General features: G+C 57.4%; 19 protein-coding genes. 13 read left to right on the forward strand and 6 right to left on the reverse strand.

Going from position 1 to position 22942, the window contains the following annotated elements; translation table 11 throughout:
- Nucleotides 1-14 precede the first annotated feature (14 nt).
- The 9 genes from MKFW12EY_RS09705 (at nucleotide 15) to MKFW12EY_RS09745 (ending at nucleotide 14854) form a co-directional block, all read left to right on the forward strand.
- On the forward strand, nucleotides 15-7538 hold the full coding sequence (locus tag MKFW12EY_RS09705) for an amino acid adenylation domain-containing protein (RefSeq protein WP_221054442.1): 7524 nt from the start codon (nucleotides 15-17) through the stop codon (nucleotides 7536-7538).
- A 55-nt stretch (nucleotides 7539-7593) separates the two neighbouring features.
- Nucleotides 7594-7785 carry an MbtH family protein gene (locus MKFW12EY_RS09710; RefSeq protein WP_157198172.1) on the forward strand — a complete coding sequence of 64 codons (192 nt, stop codon included), beginning with the start codon at nucleotides 7594-7596 and terminating at the stop codon, nucleotides 7783-7785.
- Between the two features lie 5 nt (nucleotides 7786-7790).
- The gene (locus tag MKFW12EY_RS09715; protein WP_221054443.1) at nucleotides 7791-9071 is read left to right on the forward strand and encodes a DUF711 family protein; all 1281 of its coding nucleotides are present in this window, start codon (nucleotides 7791-7793) and stop codon (nucleotides 9069-9071) included.
- A 25-nt stretch (nucleotides 9072-9096) separates the two neighbouring features.
- Nucleotides 9097-9906 carry a thioesterase II family protein gene (locus MKFW12EY_RS09720; protein WP_221054444.1) on the forward strand — a complete coding sequence of 270 codons (810 nt, stop codon included), beginning with the start codon at nucleotides 9097-9099 and terminating at the stop codon, nucleotides 9904-9906.
- Nucleotides 9907-9924: 18 nt separating this feature from the next.
- The gene (locus MKFW12EY_RS09725) at nucleotides 9925-10635 is read left to right on the forward strand and encodes an ABC transporter ATP-binding protein (protein ID WP_221054445.1); all 711 of its coding nucleotides are present in this window, start codon (nucleotides 9925-9927) and stop codon (nucleotides 10633-10635) included.
- A complete protein-coding gene (locus MKFW12EY_RS09730; protein WP_221054446.1) occupies nucleotides 10635-11876 on the forward strand; it encodes an ABC transporter permease in 1242 nt (413 codons plus the stop codon). The genes MKFW12EY_RS09725 and MKFW12EY_RS09730 overlap by 1 nt, the downstream gene beginning before the upstream one ends.
- The gene (locus tag MKFW12EY_RS09735) at nucleotides 11869-12618 is read left to right on the forward strand and encodes an outer membrane lipoprotein-sorting protein (protein WP_082409923.1); all 750 of its coding nucleotides are present in this window, start codon (nucleotides 11869-11871) and stop codon (nucleotides 12616-12618) included. The genes MKFW12EY_RS09730 and MKFW12EY_RS09735 overlap by 8 nt, the downstream gene beginning before the upstream one ends.
- A gap of 15 nt (nucleotides 12619-12633) precedes the next feature.
- Nucleotides 12634-13917, forward strand: a complete 1284-nt coding sequence (locus MKFW12EY_RS09740; protein WP_221054447.1) for a hypothetical protein — start codon at nucleotides 12634-12636, stop codon at nucleotides 13915-13917.
- A gap of 112 nt (nucleotides 13918-14029) precedes the next feature.
- A complete protein-coding gene (locus tag MKFW12EY_RS09745; RefSeq protein WP_221054448.1) occupies nucleotides 14030-14854 on the forward strand; it encodes a 4'-phosphopantetheinyl transferase family protein in 825 nt (274 codons plus the stop codon).
- Between the two features lie 286 nt (nucleotides 14855-15140).
- On the opposite strand, the gene MKFW12EY_RS09750 is transcribed toward MKFW12EY_RS09745, so the two are convergent.
- From MKFW12EY_RS09750 to MKFW12EY_RS09775, 6 genes are all read right to left on the reverse strand, one after another.
- Nucleotides 15141-15719, reverse strand: a complete 579-nt coding sequence (locus tag MKFW12EY_RS09750; protein ID WP_221054449.1) for a hypothetical protein — start codon at nucleotides 15717-15719, stop codon at nucleotides 15141-15143.
- Nucleotides 15720-15725: 6 nt separating this feature from the next.
- Nucleotides 15726-16739 (reverse strand): hypothetical protein, encoded by a 1014-nt coding sequence (locus MKFW12EY_RS09755; protein WP_157199507.1) that lies wholly within the window; start codon nucleotides 16737-16739, stop codon nucleotides 15726-15728.
- Between the two features lie 162 nt (nucleotides 16740-16901).
- Entirely contained in the window at nucleotides 16902-17648 is a 747-nt protein-coding gene (locus MKFW12EY_RS09760; protein ID WP_157199508.1) for an Lcl C-terminal domain-containing protein, read from the reverse strand.
- 42 nt (nucleotides 17649-17690) lie between these two features.
- Nucleotides 17691-18395, reverse strand: a complete 705-nt coding sequence (locus tag MKFW12EY_RS09765) for a DUF1566 domain-containing protein (RefSeq protein WP_054763168.1) — start codon at nucleotides 18393-18395, stop codon at nucleotides 17691-17693.
- Nucleotides 18396-18432: 37 nt separating this feature from the next.
- Nucleotides 18433-19074, reverse strand: a complete 642-nt coding sequence (locus tag MKFW12EY_RS09770; RefSeq protein ID WP_082409924.1) for an Lcl C-terminal domain-containing protein — start codon at nucleotides 19072-19074, stop codon at nucleotides 18433-18435.
- Nucleotides 19075-19226: 152 nt separating this feature from the next.
- Nucleotides 19227-19904 carry a hypothetical protein gene (locus MKFW12EY_RS09775; RefSeq protein ID WP_221054450.1) on the reverse strand — a complete coding sequence of 226 codons (678 nt, stop codon included), beginning with the start codon at nucleotides 19902-19904 and terminating at the stop codon, nucleotides 19227-19229.
- An 811-nt stretch (nucleotides 19905-20715) separates the two neighbouring features.
- Here MKFW12EY_RS09775 and MKFW12EY_RS09780 point away from each other — a divergent pair.
- From MKFW12EY_RS09780 to MKFW12EY_RS09795, 4 genes are read left to right on the forward strand one after another with little or no spacing between them, the layout of a single operon-like run.
- A complete protein-coding gene (locus MKFW12EY_RS09780) occupies nucleotides 20716-20907 on the forward strand; it encodes a hypothetical protein (protein ID WP_157199509.1) in 192 nt (63 codons plus the stop codon).
- Nucleotides 20908-20938: 31 nt separating this feature from the next.
- Nucleotides 20939-21220: a hypothetical protein gene (locus MKFW12EY_RS09785; RefSeq protein WP_221054451.1), complete on the forward strand. Its 282-nt coding sequence runs from the start codon at nucleotides 20939-20941 to the stop codon at nucleotides 21218-21220.
- A 7-nt stretch (nucleotides 21221-21227) separates the two neighbouring features.
- Nucleotides 21228-21662: a hypothetical protein gene (locus MKFW12EY_RS09790; protein WP_064030087.1), complete on the forward strand. Its 435-nt coding sequence runs from the start codon at nucleotides 21228-21230 to the stop codon at nucleotides 21660-21662.
- Nucleotides 21663-21693: 31 nt separating this feature from the next.
- Entirely contained in the window at nucleotides 21694-22941 is a 1248-nt protein-coding gene (locus tag MKFW12EY_RS09795) for an HlyD family secretion protein (protein WP_054763555.1), read from the forward strand.
- Nucleotide 22942 lies beyond the last annotated feature (1 nt).

The following is a 22942-nucleotide window of genomic DNA, read 5'->3' on the forward strand; positions in this document are numbered from 1 at the left end:
GAGTTAACAGAACCATGACCATCGATCGCGCCAACATCGCCGACATTTACAAGCTGACTCCGATCCAGGAAGGCATGCTGTTTCATTCCTTGAGCAGCCCCGAGTCGGGGGTGTACGTCGAACAGTTCAGCCAAACCGTGCCGTTCGGCGTCGACGCCGACCTGTGGCAGCAAGCCTGGAATCGGGTGATTGCCCACCACGACATACTGCGCAGCGGATTTTTCTGGGAAGGCCTGGAAAAACCGGTGCAAGTGGTGCAACGCCAAGCCGAAATCCAGGTTAGGGAAGCGGATTGGTCGGATCTGGCCGAAGTGGAACGCGCGCAACGGCTGCAAGCCCTGCGCGCCGCCGACGCCAAACAGCCGTTCGATTTGGCCAAAGCGCCATTGCTGCGGCTGCAAGTGATTCGCACTGGTGCGGAACAGAGCGTGTTGCTGTGGACCTACCACCACATTCTGCTCGACGGTTGGTCCGCTTTTATCGTGCTGGACCAGGCCCTGCAAGCCTATATGGCCTTGGCGGACGGCCGCGAGCCGGCGCTGCCGGTCAGCGCGCCGTATAAAAATTACCTGCGCTGGCTGGGGCAACAGGACCGGGCAGCGGCGGAAACCTTCTGGCGTTCCTATCTGGCCGGCTTTGCCGCGCCGACGCCGCTCGGTCTGGTCGAGGGCAATCCCGGCGCCGAGCCTGACTGCGACTACGCCGTGGTTCGCCGGGCGCTGGGCCAGGCGCGGGCGGAGCGCCTGCGCGAATTCGCCCGCGCCGCGCGCTTGACGCCGAATAGCGTGATTCAAGGCGCCTACGGCTACTTGCTGGCCTTGTACAGTGGCGAAGACGACGTCGTGTTCGGCTGCACCGTATCCGGCCGGCCGCCGGAACTGGAACACTCGCAGAATATGGTCGGCCTGTTCATCAACACGCTGCCGTTACGGCTGCGCATCCGCCCCGGCCAGCCGGTGGCGGCCTGGTTGCGCGAGCTGCAGGACGGTTTGCTGGCCTTGCGCAATTACGAACACAGCCCGTTGGTCGAGATCCAGGCCTGGAGCCCGATTGGAGCGGGGTTGCCCTTGTTCGATTCGATGCTGGCCGTGGAATCGTTTCCGCAGTCCAGTCAGGTACAGTTGCCGGACGTGACCGTGGCGCAGAAAACCAACTATGCCTTGACGCTGGTGGTCGAACCGGTGGGAGAGATGAACGTACGCGCCATGTTCGATCCGCGCCGCTATGCGCCGGCCGTGGTCGAGCGTTTGCTCGACCATTGGCAAACCGTGTTGGACGAAATGATGCTGGACGGCGAGCGGCCGTTGGCCACGCTCAGTGCGATGAGTGCAGCCGAGCGCCTGCGCCAAGCGGCCTGGAATGCCACCGCCGCCGATTTTCCGCGCGAACGGGATTTGGCCGTGCTGTTCGCCGAACGGGCGGCGCAGCACCCCGAGCGCACCGCGCTGGTGGTCGGTGCCGAGCGCTTGAATTATGCCGAATTGGATCGGCGCGCCAATTGTCTGGCCCATTTTCTGCTGGCGCGCGGCGCCGTAGCCGGCGGCCAAATCGCGCTGTTGCTGGAGCCGTCCGTCGAACTGATTATTGCGATACTGGCCGTGGTCAAAACCGGCAACGCTTACGCGCCGCTGGATCCGAAGGCGCCCGATACCCGTCTGGCCGGCATGTTGCAAGACCTGCGCTTCGGTTTGCTGTTGAGCCACCGCGGCCGCGGCGACGGGTTGGCGGCGGACGGCTTGCAGATTATCGATCTGGACCGCAGCGGCGCCGACTGGGCCGGACAAGCGGACACCGCGCCGGCCGTGGCTATCGACACCCGCCGCCTGTTTTACGTGATCCATACCTCCGGTTCCACCGGCAAGCCCAAAGCCGCCGGCGTCTACCACGACAGTTTCATCAACTTTATCTTGTGGTGGAACCGCGAATTCGGTTTCGGCAATGCCGACAAATGCCTGTTGATTAACAAAATTACCTTCGATTTGGCGCAGAAAAACGTCTGGGGCGCGTTGCTGACCGGCGGCGAATTGCATCTTGCCGTCGGCGACCATTTCGATCCGGAATACGTCCGGCAAACCGTGGCCGGGCAGGGCATCACCTGGATCAATTGCACGCCGAGCATGGCTTACGCACTGGTCGAAGGCGACGATATCGACTACCGCGACTTGGCGTCGCTGCGTTATCTGCTGCTGGGCGGCGAGCCGGTCAATAAAGCCAGGCTGGCGCCGTGGCTGTTGTCGGAGCATAGCCGCTGCGAATTGGTCAACACCTACGGCCCGACCGAATGCACCGATTTGTGCACCACCCACCGTTTCAGCCGCGAGGAGTTAGAGCAGCCGCAGTGGCCGGTCACGGTCGGCAAAAACCTGCCCAACGTGCGCATGCTGGTATTGGACCGCTTCAACAATCCGTTGCCGGCCGGCATCGCCGGCGAGGTCATGATAGGCGGCGCCTCGCTCGGCGTCGGCTATCTGAACAATCCGGGCCTGACCGCCTGCCAGTTCATTCCGCATCCGCAGCCGGAAATCGCCGGCGAACGCTTATACCGTACCGGCGACTTGGGCTATTTCCGCGAGGACGGCAGCATCGTCGTCAAGGGCCGGGTGGATTTTCAAGTCAAGCTGCGCGGCTACCGGATCGAGCTGGAGGAAATCGATACGGTACTGCGCGGCCACGCCGACGTGCAGGATGCCGTGACTGTGGTCGGCGGCGGCGAGCGGCAACAATTGGTGAGTTACTTGGTGCCGGCGGCGGGCGCGGCGGAAGCGGCCGAATTTCGCGCCGGCCTGCGCGAATATCTGGCGCAACGGCTGCCGGATTACATGGTGCCCAGCGTCTTCGTGCCGCTGGCGGCGATTCCGTTGAACGCCAACGGCAAGGCCGACCGCTCGGCGCTGCCGGCGCCGGACGAGGCCGATGCGGTGCAGTCCGGGCCGATGCAGGCCCCGGCCGACGCGGTGGAGGAGGCCTTGCTCGGCATCTGGCAAAAAGTGCTGGGCCGCGACGACATCGGCGTCAACGACAATTTCTTTGCCTTGGGCGGCCATTCGCTGACCATCACCCAGGTTTTTTCGCGGATTCCGAAGCTGTTCGACGTTAAGCTGGGTTTGTCCGAGCTGTTCCAACATCCGACCGTCGCCGGCCAGGCGGCACTGATTCGCAACCGGCAAGCCGGCGGCGCGGCATCCTATCCGGCCTTGACCCGTAAGGAACGGCCCGAGCCGTTGCCGTTGTCTTATGCCCAGAGCCGGCTTTGGTTCGTGCAGGAATTCGAACCGGGCAACCCGGCCTACCACGTGCCGAACGCGGTGGCCTTCGCCGAACCGGTCGCGGTCGAGGCGATGCGCCAGGCGTTGGTCTGGCTGACCGACCGCCACGAGTCCTTGCGCACCCGCTTTCCGGCCGCAGCCGGCGAACCGCGCCAGGAGATTTTGGCCGACTTCGTGCCGGCGCTGGCCGTCGACGATTTGACTGCGCTGGCGGAAGCCGAGCTGGAGCAGCGCATGGCCGAGATCGCCACAACGGAAGCGCGTACGCCGTTCGATTTGGCGGCAGCGCCGCCGGTCCGGTACCGGCTGCTGCTCGGTAGCGACAGCGCCGTATTGCTGGCGACCTTGCACCACATCGTCACCGACGGCTGGTCCACCGATATTTTCGTGCGCGAGTTGCGCACCGCCTATGCCGCGTTCCGTAACGGCGGCGAGCCCAATCTGCCGGAGCTGGCCGTGCAATATGCCGATTACGCCTTGTGGCAGCGCGAGTTTTTGCGCGGCGAAATCCGCGAGCGGCAGTTGGCCTACTGGCGCCGCGAACTGGACGGCGCGGTGCATAGCATCAGCCTGCCTTACGACTTTCCGCGCCCGGCGCAATTGTCCTGGCAGGGCGGCATGGTCCGCGACCGCTATGCGCCGGAACTGGCGCAGGGCTTGAAAGCGCTGGCCGAATCGCAGGGCGCGACCTTGTTCATGGCGCTGATGGCGGCCTTCGAGCTGCTGTTGTACCGCTGGTCGGGCCAGGACGATTTCGTGCTGGGCACGCCTATCGCCAACCGCCACCATGAAGAAGTGGAGCCGGTGATCGGCTTCTTCGTCAACACCTTGCCGATCCGGGCCAGAATAGAGGCCGGCACCAGTTTCAACGACCTGTTGGCGGCGGTGAAACAAGCCGCGCACGGCGCTTACGAGCATCAGGACCTGCCGTTCGAAATGCTGGTCGACGAATTGAAGCCGGCGCGCAGCGCTGCCTACAACCCGTTCTTCCAGGTCTGCTTTGCCTTGCGTAGCGCTTACGAGGACATGTCGCTGGTCGACAGCGGCGATTGGATTGCGCGCTGGGATTTGTACGTAGTGTTCAACGAGCAGGACGGCCTCAGCGGGCAATGGGAATTCAGCCGCGCGCTGTTCCGCCCGGAAACCGTAGAACGTCTGGCGCAAGCGTTCGCGGTGCTGTTGCCGCAACTGGTGGCCGATCCCGACCGGGCTTTGGCCGATTACGAGCTGTTGGACCAACGCGGCGCCGCGGAAATGCTGGCATTGGGCAAAGGGCCGCAGCTCGATTTGGCGCAACGCCTGTTTCCGCACATGTGGCTGGAACAAGTCCGCGACCGGCCGGAAGCCCCAGCGGTCCTGTTTCAGGATAGCGCTATCAGTTACGCCGAGTTGAACCGGCGCGCCAATCGCTTGGCGCATTATTTAATCCGCCTGGGCGCCGGCAGCGAACTGCGGGTCGGCATATGCCTGGAGCGCAGCCCCGACTGGATCGTGTCTATCCTGGCCGTGTTGAAATCCGGCGCTGCTTATGTGCCGCTGGACCCGAACTACCCGGCGGACCGCCAGCAATTCATGCTGGAAGATTCCGGCTGCTGCTGGTTGCTGGGCCATAGCCATCTGGCGGAACGCATCTCGTTGCCGGCCGGCATTCGGGTGTTGGCTTTGGACGGCGCCTATCTGCAACAGGCGATTGCCGGCGAATCGGTCGAGGAACCGGACGTTGCCGCGATACCGCCGCAGCAACTGGCGTACATCATCTATACCTCCGGCTCGACCGGCCGTCCGAAAGGGACGTTGATCGAACACCGCAACCTGGCGCTGGTCAGTGCGGCGTTGGCGCAACGCTTCGAGTTTCGCGGCGGTAGCCGCATGTTGCAATTTGCCTCGTTCAGCTTCGACGCCTCGGTCTGGGAGTGGGCCGTGGCCTTGGCCAACGGCGGCTGTTTGTGCATGGCGGCCGACGACGTGATCAAAAGCCCGGAGCGCTTGGCCGACTTTATCGCCGCCGCCGCGACCAGCCATGCTTTACTGCCGCCGTCGCTTTTGGCCTATCTCGACCCGGCGAAATTGGCTTGCCTCGACCATATGCTGGTCGGCGGCGAGGCTTACCAGCAGGCGTTGGCCGAGGCCTGGAGCCCGAACCGGCGCTTTTTCAACGCCTACGGCCCGACCGAAACCACCGTGATTTGCATGGCCGCCGATTATCGGCCGGGCGATGCCAAATTAAGCTTGGGCCATGCCGTGGCCAATACCGAGTTGTTTATCCTCGACGCCAAGCAGCGGCCGGTGCCGCTCGGCGTGCCGGGCGAATTGTGTATCGGCGGCGGCGGCGTCTGCCGCGGCTACCTGAACCGGCCCGAATTGAATAGCGAAAAATTCATCGCCCATCCGTTCCGGCCGGACAGCGGCGAGCGCTTGTACCGCAGCGGCGACTTGGTGCGCTGGCTGGCGGACGGCAGCATAGAATTCCTCGGCCGCATCGACAACCAGATCAAAATCCGCGGTTTCCGCATCGAGCTGGGCGAAATCGAAGCCCGGCTGATGGAGCATGCCCAGGTCCGCGATGCGCTGGTGCTGGCGCGCGATATTACTGCCGGCAACCGGCAATTGGTCGGCTATGTGCTGGCCGATGCGGTGCCAGGTTTATCTGCCGAGCTAATGGCGCGGCTGAAACAGAACTTGCCGCAGTTCATGGTGCCGATGGCGGTGATCGTGCTGGACGCCTGGCCGATGACGGCCAACGCCAAGATCGACCGGCGGGCGCTGCCTCTGCCGGCCGAGACCGATGCCACCGGCGGCGTTTGCGAACCGGCAGCCAACGAGCGCGAACGCTGGTTGGTCGAGCTGTGGCAGGAAATCCTTGGCGTCGATACGGTCGGCGCCACCGACGACTTTTTCGCGCTGGGCGGCCACTCGCTGAGTGCGACCCGGCTGATGGCGCGGGTGCGGGAGGAGAGCGGGCGTTCGATGCCGCTGAAAGACTTCTTCGTGGCGCCGACCGTGCGCAGCATGGCCGCCTATCTGGACGCGGCCGGATCGGAGTTGTCAGCCGACGCGGCGGAAATCGAGCTGAACTTGCCGCCGCGGCCGGTGGATTTGGAGGCCGAGTCGGCCATCGCGTTGCCGACGCCGTTACCGCCGTCCGGCGGCATGATGCAAAACGTATTGCTGACCGGCGTTACCGGTTTCGTCGGCGCCTATCTGCTGGAACAAATGCTGGAACGCTGGCCCGGCGCCACGGTGCATTGCCTGGTGCGGGCCGATTCGGCGGAGGACGGTTTGCGCCGCATCCGCGCCAATCTGGAGGAATACGGCTTGTGGTGGGACGGTTATGCGCCGCGGATCAAGGTGGTGGTCGGCGATTTGGCCAAGCCCAACCTCGGCCTGAGCGGCGAGGTGCGCGACTACCTGGCGTCCGAGATCGACCTGATTATGCATAACGGCTCGCATCTGAACCACGTGTTGCGCTACGGCCAACTGGCCGCGGCCAACGTCGGCTCGACCAAGGCGCTGTTGGAATTGGCCGCCTACAACCGGCTGAAACGTTTCGCCTACGTCTCGACCGGCGGCGTGTTCAATACCGAGATCGGCGGCCGCCGCAAAGTCGACGAAGACACCGATTTGTCCGGCGAAGGCTTTACCGATATCGAGGGCTACAACGCTACCAAATGGGTAGCGGAAGCGGCGGTCAGAAAGGCAGGGCGCATGGGCCTGCCGATCCAGATCTTCCGCCTGGGCCGGGTCGCGGTGGACAGCCGCAGCGGCGCCGGCCGGGCTGACGATTTTATTGCTTTGTATCTGCGCACCTGCATCCAAATCGGGGCCTACCCGGATTATCCGCTGGTGGAAAAAGCCGTGCCGGTGGATTACGCGGCGCGGGCGATTATCGCGCTGGCAGGCCAACCCGGCGGCGGCGAAGTGTTCCACTTGATGGGCGACGAGGCGTTCGACTGGAGCAAGCTGCTGGCGCGCCACGTGGCCGGCAGCGTCGGCCTGAAACGCCTCCGCGCCGACCAATGGGTGGACCGGGTTAAACAGGCTTCCACCGAAACGCCGCTGCCGTTTGCGCCCTACCTGTTTTATTGGGATACCGACCGCGGCGCGCCGGACAAACGCCGGTTGGAGATCGATCAAGCGAAAACCCAACGCCGCTTGGCCGAGTTGGAGCTGCCGGCGCCGCGCATCGACCAAGATGCCTGGCAACGCTTCATCGGCCGCTTGTTCGTTATCGAGGGCCGCGATGTGGCGTTCAAACGCCGCGGCTGGTTTTAGCGGCACGTTTGGCCGCAGGCATTGAACTTAATTTAAGCATTGGAGAATGGTCGTTATGGCTGAAGAATTGGAAACGCGTTTCGTCGTGGTCTGCAACCACGAACAGCAACACGCCTTATGGCCGGCTTTCAAGCCGGTACCCGCCGGTTGGCAACAGGTCAAGTCTGCCGACAGCCGGGAAAACTGTCTGGATTACGTCAACCGGAGCTGGACCGACATCCGGCCGCTGAGCTTGCAAGCCTTATGAAGCCGATGAACGCTGACGAAGATTTCAACGCGCGGCCGCCGTCGCCGGTGGTGCGCACCGTCACCTTGGGAATGAACCTGGACCCGGACCAGCCGGAGCGCGGCGCGGAATCGGCCCGGCGTTTTTTCGGCCGGGCCGGCAACCGCCTGGCGGAAAGCGGCTTGCGCGCCCGTTGTTTCCGGCTGGCCGGACAACCGCTCGACCGTTTGCTGCACGGCCGGCGGATTCGGGCCAATGCCGCGGCCGAATTCGCGGTGCGGATGGAGAACGCGCTCGGCGATATCTGGTTCTGCATGCCCGGCCCGTTTTTCGTCGATGCCGGCGACGATCCCGAGTTGCTGGCGCTGGTGCCGGCCGTGATCGGCGCCACCCGCCACGTGTTCATGAACACGCTGGTCAGTTCGGCCGCCGGCATGCACCGCGGCGCGCTGCGCCGGGCCGCCGCCGTGGTGCGCGAACTGGCGCTGTTGGACGAACAGCACCAGGCCAATTTCCGCTTTGCGGTAATGTCCAACGTCCAATCGAATACGCCGTTTTTCCCGGCCTCCTGGCACCAGGGCGAAGCCGGATTCAGTATCGCTTTGGAATTGTCGGAATTGGCCAACGCCGCGTTTTCGCAGCCGTTGCCGTTCGACGAGAAACTGGCCCTATTTCGCAATCAGGTGCGGCGCTCGGCGCAGGAGGCAGCGGATTGCGCCGCCGTGCTGGCCGCCGAGACCGGCGTCGGTTTTCGCGGCATCGATTTCTCGCTGGCGCCTTACCCCGGCGAGGACACCAGCGCGGTCAGCGCAATCGAGGCGTTGGCCGGCAGTCCGGTCGGCAGTTTCCAATTCCTGTTTTCGCTGTATGCGGTGAATAATTTGCTGAAGCAGGGTTTGGCCGATTTTCCGCAAGTCGGCTACAACGGCACGATGCTGTCGGTGTTGGAAGACAGCCATCTGGCGCGGGCGGTCGGCAACGGTAGCGTCGATGTCAAGGATTTGCTGCTGTACTCGACGGTGTGCGGCTGCGGTCTGGATATGGTGCCGTTGCCGTTGGATGTCGGCGTCGGCCAAATCGCGGCGTTGATCGAAGCGATTTGCACCGAAGCCATCAAATGGAACAAACCGTTGATTACCCGCTTGTTGCCGAGCAGCGTCGGCGCCAACGGCGAGACCAATTTCAACCACCCGTTCATCGTCAATACCCGGCCCATCGCCTTGAACCGCAACGCGTTCGCGCCGGCCAACGATAGCGAGGCCTTTTTCGATCCGCAACGCTGGGCGCCGACGGCGCTGCCGGCTTAATTCCACTATTGGGCAAGACATACCGATGATTACCGACAACTGGTTTACCGATTTCAATCTGGGCGGCAGGGCGCCTTATCTGCTGATTTGCTTCCCGTATTCCGGCGCCGGCGCCAACGTGTTCCGCAGTTGGGCCGGTGCGCTGGACAACGCCGACGTGCTGGCCGCGCTGCTGCCGGGCCGGGAACGCCGCATCGCCGAGCCGGCAATCGGCGATTTGGAGGAACTGGTCGCCGCGTTGCTGCCGGCGCTGCTTGCACGCCTGGACCGGCCTTATCTGCTGTTCGGCCACAGCATGGGGGCGTTGATCGCTTACCGGGTGGCGCTGGAACTGGGCCGGCGCGGGGTGCGGCCGCCGAAACGCCTGATCGTGTCCGGCTACCGCTCGCCGGAATTGAGCAGCCGCAACCGCTTGTTGCATACCTTGAGCGACAGCGAATTCGTCGTCGAACTGCAACGCTACGGCGGCACACCCAACGAAGTGTTGCAGCACGAGGAAACCATGCAGTTGTTGTTGCCGATGCTGCGCGCCGATTTTCGCATCCACGAAACCTACCGCCACGCGCCGCAACCGGCGGTCGAGTTTCCGATTGCGGCCTTCACCGGCCGGGCCGACCATCTGGTGCCGGGCGAGGACATGGCGGCCTGGCGCGACAAAACCGAGTCTGATTTCCAACATCGCCTGTTCGACGGCGGCCACTTTTTTATCAGCGAGCAGCGCCAGGCCGTGCTCGCTGCGCTGCAAGACATCGTCAACGAGCATATCAAGGACGATATTTTGTTGCCGTTGGCGGGTATCACCCATGCCGCCGCCGGTTTCGAACCGGCGGTTTAATTGACGAGACTATTATTTATGACGCAACCGATCATCAAATTGGAACATATCAGTAAGTCCTACGGCCACGGCGACGGTGCCGTGACGGTGTTGCAGGACTTGAGCCTGTCGATTCAGCAGGGCGAGTTCACCTGCATTTGGGGCGCTTCCGGCAGCGGCAAATCGACGCTGCTGAACCTGATGGGCTTGCTGGACCGGCCCGAGCAGGGCCGCATCATCATCAAAAACGAGGCGGTGCTGGGCTTGAACGACAATCGCCTGGCCGATTTCCGCAGCCGCCACCTGGGCTTTATCTTCCAAAGCTTTAATCTGGTGCCGGTGTTGTCGGCCCAGGAAAATACCATGCTGCCGTTGCAAATTCGCGGCGAAGCCGACAATACCGCCCGGCGCAAGGCGCGCGATTTATTGGCGGAACTGGGGCTGGAGCGGCATTTGCACAAGCGCCCGGACGAAATGAGCGGCGGCCAGCGGCAACGGGTGGCGATTGCCCGCGCCCTGATCGGCGACCCCGACATCGTGCTGGCCGACGAACCGACCGCGAATCTGGATTCGGCCAATAGCGACGCGATCATTTTGTTGATGCAAAAGCTCAATCAAAAACGCAAAGTCACGTTTCTGTTCGCCACCCACGACACCCATTTGTTGTCCTACGCGGCGCGCTCGATCCAGGTCCGCGACGGCCGCATCGTCGACGACCGCCACAACACCTATTTGAGAGAGGCCTCCTGATGTCCATGTCACTCGCAATGCGCTGCAAACTGGCGGCGCGCAACGTTCTGAAAAACCGGCGCAGGAGCCTGGTCACCGTGCTGTCGGTGGCGATCGGCTTTCTGGCCCTGAGTTTGTTCGAAGGTTATTTCACCTACGTCTACCGGATTTTGAAAGACCAAGCCATCGTCGGCGAGCGCCTGGGCCATTTGACCGTGGTTCGCCGAGGTTTCTTCGACCAGGGCACGCTGGACCCGGAAAAATTCCAACTCGATGCCGCGGCGCTGGAACTGGTGACCCGTACCGTGCGCGAGGTGCCGGGCGTGAAATTGGTCAGCCCGCGTCTGGCCGTCAGCGGCTTGGTCAGTAACGGCACCACCTCGCACATCTTCATCGGCGAAGCCATTTCGGCGGAAGACCAGATGGCGCTGCGCGGCGCCGAATACGCCTACTTGCCCGGCAAGCTGGCGCCGGGCCAGGACGATGCGGTCGTGATCGGCCAGAAGATGGCGAAAATCATGGGCTTGCAGCAGGGCCGCGACGGCGTGTTGATGGCGTCCACGCTGTCCGGCATGGTCAACGCGGTCGATTTCCGGGTCGGCGAAGTGGCCAATACCGGTTCGATGGGCACCGACGACAAGTTCGCGTTGCTGCCGTTGGCTTTGGCGCGCAAGCTATACGGCAGCGACGGCGCCGACCGGGTCGTTGTGTTGCTGGATTCGGTCGAGTCGATTCCGGCCGTGAAGCCGGTATTGCTGGAGAAACTGAAGGCGGCCGGCTTCGACGCCGAGATCAAGGAATGGAGCGAGTTGTCGGTGTATTACACCCAAGTCAAAGGTTTGTTCGACATGATGTATTTGTTCATCATGGTCGTGGTGGTGATGGTGGCGATGACCAGCGTGGTCAATACCATGACGATGGCCATCGCCGAGCGTACCCGCGAAATCGGCACTTTGCGCGCCATCGGCATGCGCTCGATGACGATCAAGAGCCTGTTCGTCATCGAAGGCGTCATCATCGTCTTCGTCGGCTCGCTGGCCGGCATGGCGCTGTCCTATGCCGTCGGCGCCGGCATCAATCTGGCCGAGATTACCTACTCGCCGCCGGATTCGTCGGAACAAGCCGCGCTGGTGATCGAATTGTTGTTTAATAACATGTTCGGTTCTTTATTCACTCTGTCGGTGCTGGCCGCGGTCGCTTCTTATTTCCCGGCCCGCCACGCCACGCAAAAAACCATTGTCGGAGCCCTAGGCCATGTTTGAATACGTCCGCACCCTTTTTCTTGCTACATCCATGCTGGTTGCCACCGCCGCCGTTGCCGACCCGACGCCGCTGGAACTGTTGCAAGCCAGCGACCGCGCCCGCGGCGGCGAGATCGGCGGTATTACGATGACCAGTACCGTGATTGCCTACCAAGACAACGTCGAGGATAAAAGCTACACGCTGAAGATCGAGGCCGACCAGGACAATTCCCTGGTTACTTTCCTGAAGCCGGCCACGTCGGCCGGCAAGATGATGCTGATGCAGAACCGCAATATGTGGTTCCTGTCGCCCGACGTCAGCAAACCGGTGCCGATCTCGCCGCGGCAACGCCTGCTCGGCGAAGCCAGCAACGGCGACGTCGCCACTACCAATTACAGCCGCGATTACGACGCGACGCCGGCCGGCGAAGCGGACGTGGCCGGGCAGCCGTGTTACGTGCTGGAATTGAAAGCCAAGGACGCCAACGTGGCCTACGACAAGATCAAGTATTACGTCGCCAAGGACAGCCAACTGGCGTTGAAAGCCGAATACATGACGGTTTCCGACAAGCATTTCAAAACGGCATCGATGGAGTACGCCAACCGGATCGACTTCGCCGGCAAAAGCATGCCTTTCGTCAGCAAGATCGAAATTCAGGACGAAGTGCAAACCGGCCAGAAAACCGTATTGCTCTACGACAAGGTCGAAGCCGCCGCAGTACCGCCGAGTCGCTTCGATTTGCGGGCCTTGCTCAGCCGCTAACGGCAAATGGTTTCGGTGAACGCTCTACGCGGCTTGCGGCCGGCGTTGCTGGCCGCATCGCTGCCGGGCCTCGCCGCCGCCGCGGATAACGCCTTCGAGTTCGAACACAGCTTCATGTTGCAAAGTTTCGGCGCGATTTACGACATTGCCGAGAACAGCAACTTGAACCCGGACAACCAACTGGCGCAACTGGACAACTTTCAGCAGGGTACCCGGCTGCGCTCCAAGTTCACCGCCCGCTACGGCGGCTTCAGCGCCAAGCTCAGCCCGCGCTTCGGTTACTTTTTAAGCAACCAAGCCGACGGCGGCAACGTCGTCGCCGGCGAGCATTATTTCCAGGATTGGCTGGTGCAATATGCGACCGACGACCTTAGCCTGTCCTACAGCCGCGAGCTGCTGTATTGGGGGCCGTCGCTGTTCGCCTCGCCGTCCAACCCGTTTTTCCCGAACAGCAACCAGACCAACCCCTTCATCGAACCCGGCGCCCAGGATTTCGTGCAATTGCAGTATTTTCACGATTATTCCAACACGCTGGCATTGATCGGCAGTCTGGCCCGGGGCCGTTCGACCATGGTGACGCCGGATTTCCAGCGGTCGGTGGCGGTGAAGTACGACCATCGCGGCGACGATTATTCGTTGAGCGCAATCGCCGGCTACCGCGAAACCGACGGCTTGCCGCAGGGCGGCATGTTCGGCCAGTGGACGCTGAACGATTCCACGCTGCTGTATTTCGACGTGGGCATGAAGGGCAAAAGCTACGGCCTGTATCCGCATGCCTCGGATTCGCCGTTGGGCTACGAATTGGCGCCGAACGGCGACGGCCGCGGCTGGTTCGTCGATTTTCTGGTCGGCGGTTCCTATACCTTCGGTAATGGCGACGTTTTGAATCTGGAATACCGCCACACCAACGAAGGCTACGGCGCCGCCGATTCCGCCGCCTACCGGCGCATGGCGCAGAACGCCGCCGGCATGCTGCAGGGTGCCGATCCCAATTTGCAAGGTTTGGCCGCCGGCACCTTGGCCCAGGCCTCGTCGGTACAAATCCGCTCGTTGAACCAGAACTACCTATACGCCAATTACCGGGTGCACGAAATCGTCGAAGACCTCAGCCTTAATGTGCTGTATTCGCAAAACCTGCAGGACGGCGGCGCGCAATTGGTGCCGATAGTCGAGTACAACCTGTTTGGCCAGGTCAATTTGGCCGCCAATCTGGTGTTCAATCTGGGCGGCAGCGATACCGAATTCGGCGGGTATCTGAATAACATCTACTTTCTCGGCGTCAAATACTACTTCGATTGATTGCCCGCCGATGCCTACAAATACCGCTACCTGCCGCCAACCGGGAAATGTCGCGGCCGTCGGCCCAATTGGGCGCTTATCCGGCTTTAGTCCGGCGATAGGGAGCGCTTGAATGGCCGCTGCGGTTTCCGCAATAACCGAGCGCCTTCCGCCGCCGGCACACGGCGAGGCGCACGTCTGGCTGGCCTGGACCGAGCGCTTTGCCGCCGCCGAAACCCTGGATTATTGCCGCACGCTGTTGGCACAGGATGAGCTGGAAAAGTGGCGCCGGTTTCATTTCGAACGCGACCGTCAACTTTACTTGGTTGCCCATGCCATGGTCCGCCAGGTGCTGGCCGCTTATCTGGCTATCGCCCCGGAACGTTTGCAGTTCGCGGCCAATCGCTACGGCCGCCCGGAACTGGTCCGCGAACCGGGCATGCCCGACCTGCGCTTCAATCTGTCGCATGCCCGTGGCTTGGCGGCGCTGGTCGTGACCCGTTCGGCGGATTGCGGTATCGATGTCGAGGTCCGGCGCGAGCTGGGCGATCTGGCGGCCATGGCCGGCCAAGTGCTGACCGCAGCAGAACGCGATTATCTTTGGCGCTTGCCGGACACGGAGCGGAATTGGGCGTTTCTGAAGCTTTGGACGCTGAAGGAAGCCTACATCAAAGCAGTGGGCAAGGGGCTGTCGCTGGCATTGCATGAAATTGGATTTGCCCTCGGCGCGGACATCTCAATCCGCTTCCAAACCGGCAGCGGCGACGCTGCCGGCGAGTGGCAGTTCGCGCAACGCTTTCCGGGGCCGGACCACGTGTTGGCGCTGGCGTTGCGTAGCGGCGACGGCCCGGAACTGCATAAGTCTTATTACGAATGGCTACCGCAGCGGCCGGTTGGATCGCGCGTTGCCGCGTGGCAAAAGGAAAACACCGCGATAATTCGATATCCCGATAGTTAGATTATCAGGGGATTGGGGTTAAATTTTTCAGACTTAAGGAAATTGGACAGCCGGTTACGACCCCAAGGCGCTTTCGAGAAACCTTTTGAATGTCGCCATCCCATTCATAAGCGAACAATCATTATATCAAAAGACACCAGCGCTCTTTTTTTGCCATATCAACGAAAATACTTCGTAAACTGAAAAATACTATAACCATTATCAACAAGAAAAAGCTAAACCCACCTTTAGGCCATAGTTACGACGGCGGACTTTTTCTTCAAACCCGCTCTATTCGTAAAGATTTTTATTCCTTAATCGCCGCCATCAATGCACCGCTTTGCTTGCGCATGTTGTCGATTGCTGGGTGCATGATTTTTAATGCTTCTTCTGCTCGTTTTCTGTCGATTTTTGGTTTTGACCCCGTAATGTTCACCGCTTCATATTCATCGTTGAGTGAATGGCCCGCAGAATCGAATTCACGTACTGATTTCATGAAGGAATCAAATTGACTAGCTTCGTTTTTCCCCCAATATTTCCTAACCCAAGACTGGAAAACAAATTCTTTTTTGCGAAGCGTCTTGATGGATTCGTTATAGTTGTTCAACAAATTTGTCATTGCGGTTTTGGTTGTCCAATCATGCTCAATAAATTCCGTGACCAACTCGGCTGCAAACAAATACTGACTGACTTCAGTTGCTAATTCTTCGTATTGTTTTGTCCGTAGATCAACCCGATTCAGCGTAAATTTTACTTTTTCTGTAATTTGCTCGGGGAAAACTCCAAAAAATCCGATGAAAAATGCAATCAGCCAAGTCACTGTTTGGGTCTTTATCGATGATTTTATGTTGCTAAGCCAGCTATCTTGATTGTCAGTGACCGTCATAACTAGTTACTCCGCTTTTCCTGGCTCAGGCTCTCTAACCTGCCTGGACGGCCGATTACCTTGGCCGATTTGATCCTTCGATTTTCCAAGGACATAACCAGCAATTGCAGCAAGGAGCGTTCCTATTTGTTCGGAGCCAAGCGTGTCCAAGATACCCAAAATTAGTGCAGAAAAAATGATGACAACGATGGCCGTAAATTCTAAAACGAACGCAGGCCCCCGTCCTCTGAAAATAGAAATATCGACGTCGGCGGCTTTGTCTGAAGCTTTTTTTGCCTCCTTTCGCACTTGATCAAGTTCCTGGTGATAAAGATCATCTGCTTCTTTGTTCAACTTTTGGTTCCAAATCTGATTATGTTTGGTCGCATCATTCCATTCTTTTTTAAACGCTTCATATGATGCCCTATAACCCTCGAACTTAGTGATGTCACTGCCTTCCGGGGGGGTGTAGATTCTATTAACATCCAAAAATGTCGATGGATGATAAGTCTCATCATCGAGAGTTGTACATCCAGCTTTGTCGTATCCGCCGTAGCCGGGAGCAGAACCGAGTCCGCCCGAGCCACTTTGTCTATTTGGACCGCCATATCCACCGTCTCGTGTTTTACGAAATTGATCCAACTCTGGCGGTAGTATTGGAAGTGCTCTCTCAGGGTTATCTCTAAGCCAGTCGACTTTTAGACGAGCCTCTCTTTTATATTCACCATCCATCATTTTTTGGACAATATTCACTTTTCGTCTATTGAACTCGAATGCTAATACTGTTTCAGAATATATTTCTCCCAAGTAACTTGCCTGTTCATTTCGTTGCGACCATTTGAATAAAAGGTAAAAAAGCACGGCTAATAACAGCAACATCGCAACGGCAAGGACTACCTGCTCCTCAGAGTAGTGCTTAAATTTATTAACTACAGGGTCGTCACAAAGAGCAATGCCCGGAATAATTAAGGCAAAAGCCCCCGCGAAGCTGACGAAGTCTGTTCTGAAATGAACCAAGCTGGAAAACGATTTATTAACCATGGCATAAACTCCTTAAATTGAATTATTGATAATAGTAAACTTGTCGTGAAGCGAGACAAACTAATTAGATCAAGGACACTATTGCCTGAAATGAGTTGATCACCCCGCGTAGCGAATACAAAATTTATCTCTCAAAGCTTACCAAGAGTTGGTATTGAATAGCTAAAAGGCGCGAACAAAACGCAGTTTGCACGTTGCGGCTTTACCGTTGCTAACCAAACTCCCATTTGCAAAGTTCAGAGACCACGCCGTATGGTCACCGCTATCGTTTGAACTCCAATAAAAGCCGTCAGAAAAACTCCCTACAATGTTTTTTTGTTGATATAACAAACTTAGCTCAGCTTTTGACGGTAAATACCAATCTCCATAACAAATTTCTCCGTACTCACCGAAACAGAGATCACCGTCTTCCCTTCTACTATAGTCTGCAGCAAATTTTGCAGCAAAGTTACCCCCTGGATAATCGCTGATTTGCATTGCTACTAAGATAGCTGTATTCATTTCGCCAGCATAAACTCCATCGCCGGAAGTTCCCGTAGTTTTATCAACTCGGTTATGCCATGTAGCTAGAGCGCCATAATCATTTAAAGCTGCAATTAAACCGTGTTGTCCAGTATCATCCACGTAAAAGATTCTTCCCCCAGCATAAAAATCGCCTACATAGTGTTGCCGTCTATTTATATCGGAAATTTGATTTTGAAGGTTATTGTGAACATTAGAGTTAACGACTGATTCACCATAAATTAAATTGCGTAAGTTATTGTCCGAATTTGTTCGATAGGTGGTTTCAGTATTCAAGTCGTTGCGAAGAGCCTCCAGGGAATCCCTTGCCAGAGCGGTCAATGATGCTGCCGACAAGGCCAGAAAAACGATGAATAATTTTATGATCGAGTTGTTCTGTTCTTTCATGTCGTACTCCAAATCCAAATCAAGGGTGAATAAGTGGAGGGTTTAAAAAGTCCTGATAGCTCGCACGTTGTAGTTTTCATTCTTCAGGTGAGTGCCTTGAGAACCCGTATTGAAGCCCTGTGTCCAAGAACTTACGGCACTAGATTCTGTAGAAGACCAGTAGTAGCCTAAGGCAAAACCACCTGCATTTGTTAAAGGGCCTGCCGCCCCTCTGCCTATGTTTTTGTACATCAAATCCAGTTCGAACTTGGAAGGTAAATACCAGTCATCAAAGCTATTATGGCTATACGTATCAACGGCTTGAGCCGCAATGCCTGGCTCTTGGCAAAAGCTCATTATCATTGCAGTATTTTTTTTGCCATCGTATTCAATAAGAAATGGGGCATCTGAAAGAATACTTTGTCCATAACATCCCCATACAGCATTACTTTGATCCACGGACGCTGCTTCTAAGCCATGCATGCCGGTTGTGTCAGAAAGGTAAAAAACAATGCCTCCAGCTGGTCCCATGTCACCAATGTGATAAATGGTCGAAGGCGCTAATTTATCGACTTGTGCCTGCAGAGAATTGATTTGTATTTGTTGTGTCGCATTTTGATTTTGCAAGGCATTGATTTTGGTTGCTGCCGTGTTTAAATCGTTTCGCAGAGATTCCAACGAATCGCGAGCCTGAGCAGTTAATGGTGTTTGCAATAAGGTGAAAGCTAATATAGATAATTTTTTTATTGTTAACAAATGTTGTTTCATATGGCGCTCCGGCTGTAGTAATTTAAGGACTGAATTGTTAAAAAGCCCGAATAGGAATCACCTGTAGCGCAGAATTTTTATCGCCACTGTAATATTGAAAGCCATTCAAAAAGGATTGTCTCCACGCTGAACTAGCGCTGATTTCCGTAGAAGACCAGAATTCACCACCAGTAACTCCGATCACTGATCTTTGTAAATACAGTAAATTTAACTCATCTCTAGAAGGCAAAAACCAATCGCTATATCCATTTAAGCTGTATGAATGGACAAAACCAGCGGCACTGTAAGTATTCTGGCATCCCGCCAATATATCAGAAGTATTTTGTGCACCACTACCAACTCCTCTATCATAGGCACCTTGTATTTCTACTCCATTACACCCCCAAGGATAAATCTGGATAATAGGCGCGGCTTCTAAACCGTGTGTACCACCATAAGTTAGATGAAACACAATGCCGCCAGACGGCCCCGTATCACCGATTTCATAAACCACGGGTGTTAGTGCATCGACTTTTGCTTGTAATGACATAATCTGATTTTGCAAACCAGTTACCGCTACATTTAAATCATTGCGAAGCGCCTCCAGAGAATCGCGAGCCTGTACCGTAAAAGACACAAGCGACATTGCAAAGAACAATATCAATGGTTTTAATTTTTTACTTTTTGAATTTAAGTTCATGTCGTACTCCCTAATGATGGTGATGACTCGGCGTTTCTGTTTTATAATCCGATCACCATATTGTTTGGAACAGCTAGAAAGCCTTTGCTCTGGCGTCTTGCCTAGCGGGCAAAAAACTGGAGCATTCAAAGATTGAATATTGCTCCGTTTGGTTACGATCTGGCTTTAATGTTACCTAGCATTGGGATCAAACCAGCCATCAGCAGCCATATTACCGAGGGTGTTGGGACCGAGTTTGATGACATTTTCGCTGTGGTGATGTCGTCCACGTTATATAAAAAGCAACCTCCGCAACTCAGGGAGGAAACCTCCACGCTGCTAAACGTATTGGTATCGTCGACTATTCCCAAAAAATAGGCATTGTTCACGGCATCCAAGGCTATTGCTTCACTGGCAATTAAGGAGGCAGTCGTTGAATTGACGATTAGTTCTATGTCATGGTCGAACATTGCGTCGGCACTAATAAAAAACATACCGATCGCATGGCTAGCAGAGAAACTTAAACTAAAGCCATCACCCGCCTGAAATAAGTCGCCATCATCGGTTCCAAGAAAATTTAGGCCGGAAGCCGTAGGTGAGCCGGTAACTATTTGCATCGACACGCCGAATGAGGCCAGGGTTGGATAGTTAAAAGTTATGCCACCGAATATGCCGCCATTTGCGATTAGGCTGCCGGCAGAGCTTCCGTCAAAATTCAATGTCGACTTTGAATAGCTATTAATTTCAGCATCGAAGGCTGCTGAATTGGTATAAACAACCGGTGCAGCTTGCGCGGTGATAGAGCAAAGTAAAATGAGTAGAAAACTGAGTTTTTTTGTAATTGCGTTCATGACTTTATCCTTGGCCTGAAATGTTGTAATTTTTTATCCCTTGAATTAGATTTAATATTGAATTATCAATGGTTTGTCGGCGCAGCCTATCCATGAAACATAATTTCTTCCTGATTAGCCCAGAAATTATTCTCCTGGGAATTTGTGATCCTTGTCGCACAATTTATTTAACATTTCAACTGAGCGGATTTGTCGGGTATTTAACTATCTGATTAATTTAATCAATGGGTAATGCATGACGAATGAGTAACGCGAAAAGTAAATTGCATGGCTGAAGTTGCTTGAGATGAGCAGCGTTCGAAAGAGCCATCGAAATGCCAATTTTTCTGGTTGCTTGCTCCGGACTTCACTGCTGACGATGGCTGGAAGACTCCGGCTTTCCGTTAGTAACCGATTCCAGACGAATCTCATCCCTAGCCTCTAGCAAGCCAGTGTAGTGAGCCCACGGAGAAATCGGCCTTACATCCCCTTATTGTCGGCAAGCGCGCATCCGCTACTAGGCCTCGGCCTGAATCTCACTTGTCCTGCCTTAACCAGCTCTATTTGTGCGTCGAACCGACAATAACGCCCATCAGACGGCAGACTTACCGATCTTCCCTAACATCCCAAGTCTCCAGGTTAATAACTGCACAGCCGGGCAGTGCAATTTGTCACTGCCTGCGGCCGGGCGGCGTCTCTAAAGTATCTACACCCGCCGCCGGCTAGCGGCTGCAGGCGGGGGCGGTTGCGAGGCGGCCCGATGGCTGTATCCGCGCCGCATGTTTCCGACGCCGGACCCGGTCCGGATTTTTCTTTCCGATGGAGCAAGCACATGTCCAAACCACAAACATTTACCACTGACCTTAAGGTGTTGTCGGCTCAGGAGTTGAACTTGGTCGCCGGCGGCCTGATCGGTCCCGAAGGCGATTTGAGCCAATTTCCGCGCAAATTCTGGCCGGTAATCAATCCCGGCGCGAATGTGATCAACGTTAAAACCTTGGCCCAGAACGTTCTGGTGCGCTAGGGATTTTGTAACCGCAGTCTGGAGAACAGTCATGTCAAACAAAACAACCCGGATTTCCGCCGACGATTTGTCCGCTTTCGCCGAACAAGGCAAGCAACGTGCATTGCAGGCCCGCGCCGAAGCCGGCAGCGAATTGAGCGCTGCCGAGCTGGAGCAAGTCAGCGGCGGCGCCGCGGCCAGCCTGGTGCTGAGCAAAGGCATCATCGCCGGCGGCCCATGGTTCGACCAATTCAAAGCCGTCAACGGCTTGGCCACCAACCCGGCCGCCGGCGGACTGGCGGCCGGCATTCAAGGAGCAACCCTGCAGGGTTGAGCGCGCCATGGCCTCGGATAACGCAGTGTTATGCCCCAGCGCCCAGCCGGAATGGGAAGGAGCCCAGGTGATCGGCGTGATGGCCGGCACCCCGGAGCGGCCGGAAATGGCGTATTTGAATACGCCGCAACCGGTCACCGAGCACGTGCTGGCGATGGCCGGCCCGGTGACGCCGGCCGAAGTGTTTCGTTTCTCGGCGCCTTGCGCCTGCAGCGGCTGCGGGCATTTTGCCGCCGAAGCATCGAAATGCCGGCTGGCCGAGAAGGTGGTGCGATTCACGCCGTCGGTTACCGAGCAATTGCCGGTGTGCGCGATCCGCGCCGATTGCCGTTGGTGGAACCAAGAGGGGAAGGCGGCCTGTTTCAGATGTCCGCAAGTGGTGACCAATAACCTCAAACCCAGCGACGAGATGCGGCTGGCGGCCGATTACGGCGTTATCTGAGCGCTTTGGTCTTGGTCAGGGGAAAGGCAGCATGAAACAACCATTATTTCGACAACAAGCCTTGGATTTTAAAAAAGACAAGCCTTTGGGGGAGGTGATACGCGTGGAAGCTTTGCCGTTTTCCGTTCTGACCGCGTTGGCGGTCGGCAGCGCCGCGCTGCTGATCGCTTTCGCCTTTTGGGGCGAATATACCCGCAAATCCCATGTCAGCGGCTATTTGGCGCCGAGCATGGGTTTGATCAAGGTTTACCCGCCGCAAGCCGGCACCTTGATCGAAAAACACGTCAAGGAAGGCCAAACCGTAAAAGCCGGCGATACGCTGTTCGTGCTGTCCACCGACAGCAGTTCCCGCGACACGCCGCAGGCCCAGGCCGCGGCGATCGAACAACTGAAACAGCGCCGGGAAAGCCTGGAAGCCGAATTGGGCCAGCAGGAACACATCGACCGAATCCAATACCGTGCCTTGCTGGACCGCTTGCACGGTATGCAACGCGAACTGCAGCAAGTCAACAGCGAGATCGCGACCCAGCAGCAACGCCTGGCCGGCGCTGAAGCCACGTTGCAGCGCTACCAACAATTACTGCCGACCAAATTCGTCTCGGCGGTACAGGCCCAGCAAAAACAGGACGAATGGCTGGACCACCAAGCCAAACTGCAAGCCTTGCAACGGCTGCAAATGACCTTGGAACGCGACATCCGCGCTACGCAACTGGAAGTGGACAGCAGCCAGATGAAGTTTAAAAACCAGCGCGCGGCGATAGAACGCAGTATCTCGACCTTGAACCAGAACATCACCGAATCCGAGTCGCGCCGCAACATCGTCATTACCGCACCGCACGACGGCACCGCGACGGCGATTCTGGCCGAACAGGGCCAGAATGCCGGCACCGCCAACCCTTTACTGTCGATCCTGCCGGCCGGGGCCGAGCTGCGCGCCCAGTTGCTGGTGCCGTCCAGCGCGGTCGGTTTCGTCGAGACCGGCCAAACCGTGGCGATCCGTTACCAGGCCTTTCCGTACCAGCGTTTCGGCAGCCAGCGCGGCCGCATCGTCGAGATCGCCAAGACCCTTATAACGCCGAAGGACGCCGACTTACCGGTGGCGTTGCAGGAAGCGGTATACCGCGTCACGGTGGTGCTGGATAAACAGTCGGTGCAGGCTTACCGCCAGGAGATTCCGTTGCAGTCCGGCATGCTGCTGGACGCCGATATTTGGCTGGACCACCGTCGTTTGATCGACTGGATCTTCGAACCGCTCTACAGCATTGCCGGACGGGTGTAAC

This window comes from Methylomonas koyamae, from assembly GCF_019669905.1.
In the GTDB taxonomy this organism is placed as follows: domain Bacteria; phylum Pseudomonadota; class Gammaproteobacteria; order Methylococcales; family Methylomonadaceae; genus Methylomonas; species Methylomonas koyamae.

Coding starts and splice junctions, on each gene's coding strand:
- MKFW12EY_RS09745 (WP_221054448.1), top strand. CDS start 14,030: ATGGCCGCTGCGGTTTCCGCAATAACCGAGCGCCTTCCGCCGCCGGCA.
- MKFW12EY_RS09795 (WP_054763555.1), top strand. CDS start 21,694: ATGAAACAACCATTATTTCGACAACAAGCCTTGGATTTTAAAAAAGAC.
- MKFW12EY_RS09775 (WP_221054450.1), bottom strand. CDS start 19,904: ATGAACGCAATTACAAAAAAACTCAGTTTTCTACTCATTTTACTTTGC.
- MKFW12EY_RS09785 (WP_221054451.1), top strand. CDS start 20,939: ATGTCAAACAAAACAACCCGGATTTCCGCCGACGATTTGTCCGCTTTC.
- MKFW12EY_RS09755 (WP_157199507.1), bottom strand. CDS start 16,739: ATGGTTAATAAATCGTTTTCCAGCTTGGTTCATTTCAGAACAGACTTC.
- MKFW12EY_RS09790 (WP_064030087.1), top strand. CDS start 21,228: ATGGCCTCGGATAACGCAGTGTTATGCCCCAGCGCCCAGCCGGAATGG.
- MKFW12EY_RS09750 (WP_221054449.1), bottom strand. CDS start 15,719: ATGACGGTCACTGACAATCAAGATAGCTGGCTTAGCAACATAAAATCA.
- MKFW12EY_RS09730 (WP_221054446.1), top strand. CDS start 10,635: ATGTCCATGTCACTCGCAATGCGCTGCAAACTGGCGGCGCGCAACGTT.
- MKFW12EY_RS09725 (WP_221054445.1), top strand. CDS start 9,925: ATGACGCAACCGATCATCAAATTGGAACATATCAGTAAGTCCTACGGC.
- MKFW12EY_RS09710 (WP_157198172.1), top strand. CDS start 7,594: ATGGCTGAAGAATTGGAAACGCGTTTCGTCGTGGTCTGCAACCACGAA.
- MKFW12EY_RS09715 (WP_221054443.1), top strand. CDS start 7,791: ATGAACGCTGACGAAGATTTCAACGCGCGGCCGCCGTCGCCGGTGGTG.
- MKFW12EY_RS09770 (WP_082409924.1), bottom strand. CDS start 19,074: ATGAACTTAAATTCAAAAAGTAAAAAATTAAAACCATTGATATTGTTC.
- MKFW12EY_RS09705 (WP_221054442.1), top strand. CDS start 15: ATGACCATCGATCGCGCCAACATCGCCGACATTTACAAGCTGACTCCG.
- MKFW12EY_RS09720 (WP_221054444.1), top strand. CDS start 9,097: ATGATTACCGACAACTGGTTTACCGATTTCAATCTGGGCGGCAGGGCG.
- MKFW12EY_RS09760 (WP_157199508.1), bottom strand. CDS start 17,648: ATGAAAGAACAGAACAACTCGATCATAAAATTATTCATCGTTTTTCTG.
- MKFW12EY_RS09765 (WP_054763168.1), bottom strand. CDS start 18,395: ATGAAACAACATTTGTTAACAATAAAAAAATTATCTATATTAGCTTTC.
- MKFW12EY_RS09735 (WP_082409923.1), top strand. CDS start 11,869: ATGTTTGAATACGTCCGCACCCTTTTTCTTGCTACATCCATGCTGGTT.
- MKFW12EY_RS09780 (WP_157199509.1), top strand. CDS start 20,716: ATGTCCAAACCACAAACATTTACCACTGACCTTAAGGTGTTGTCGGCT.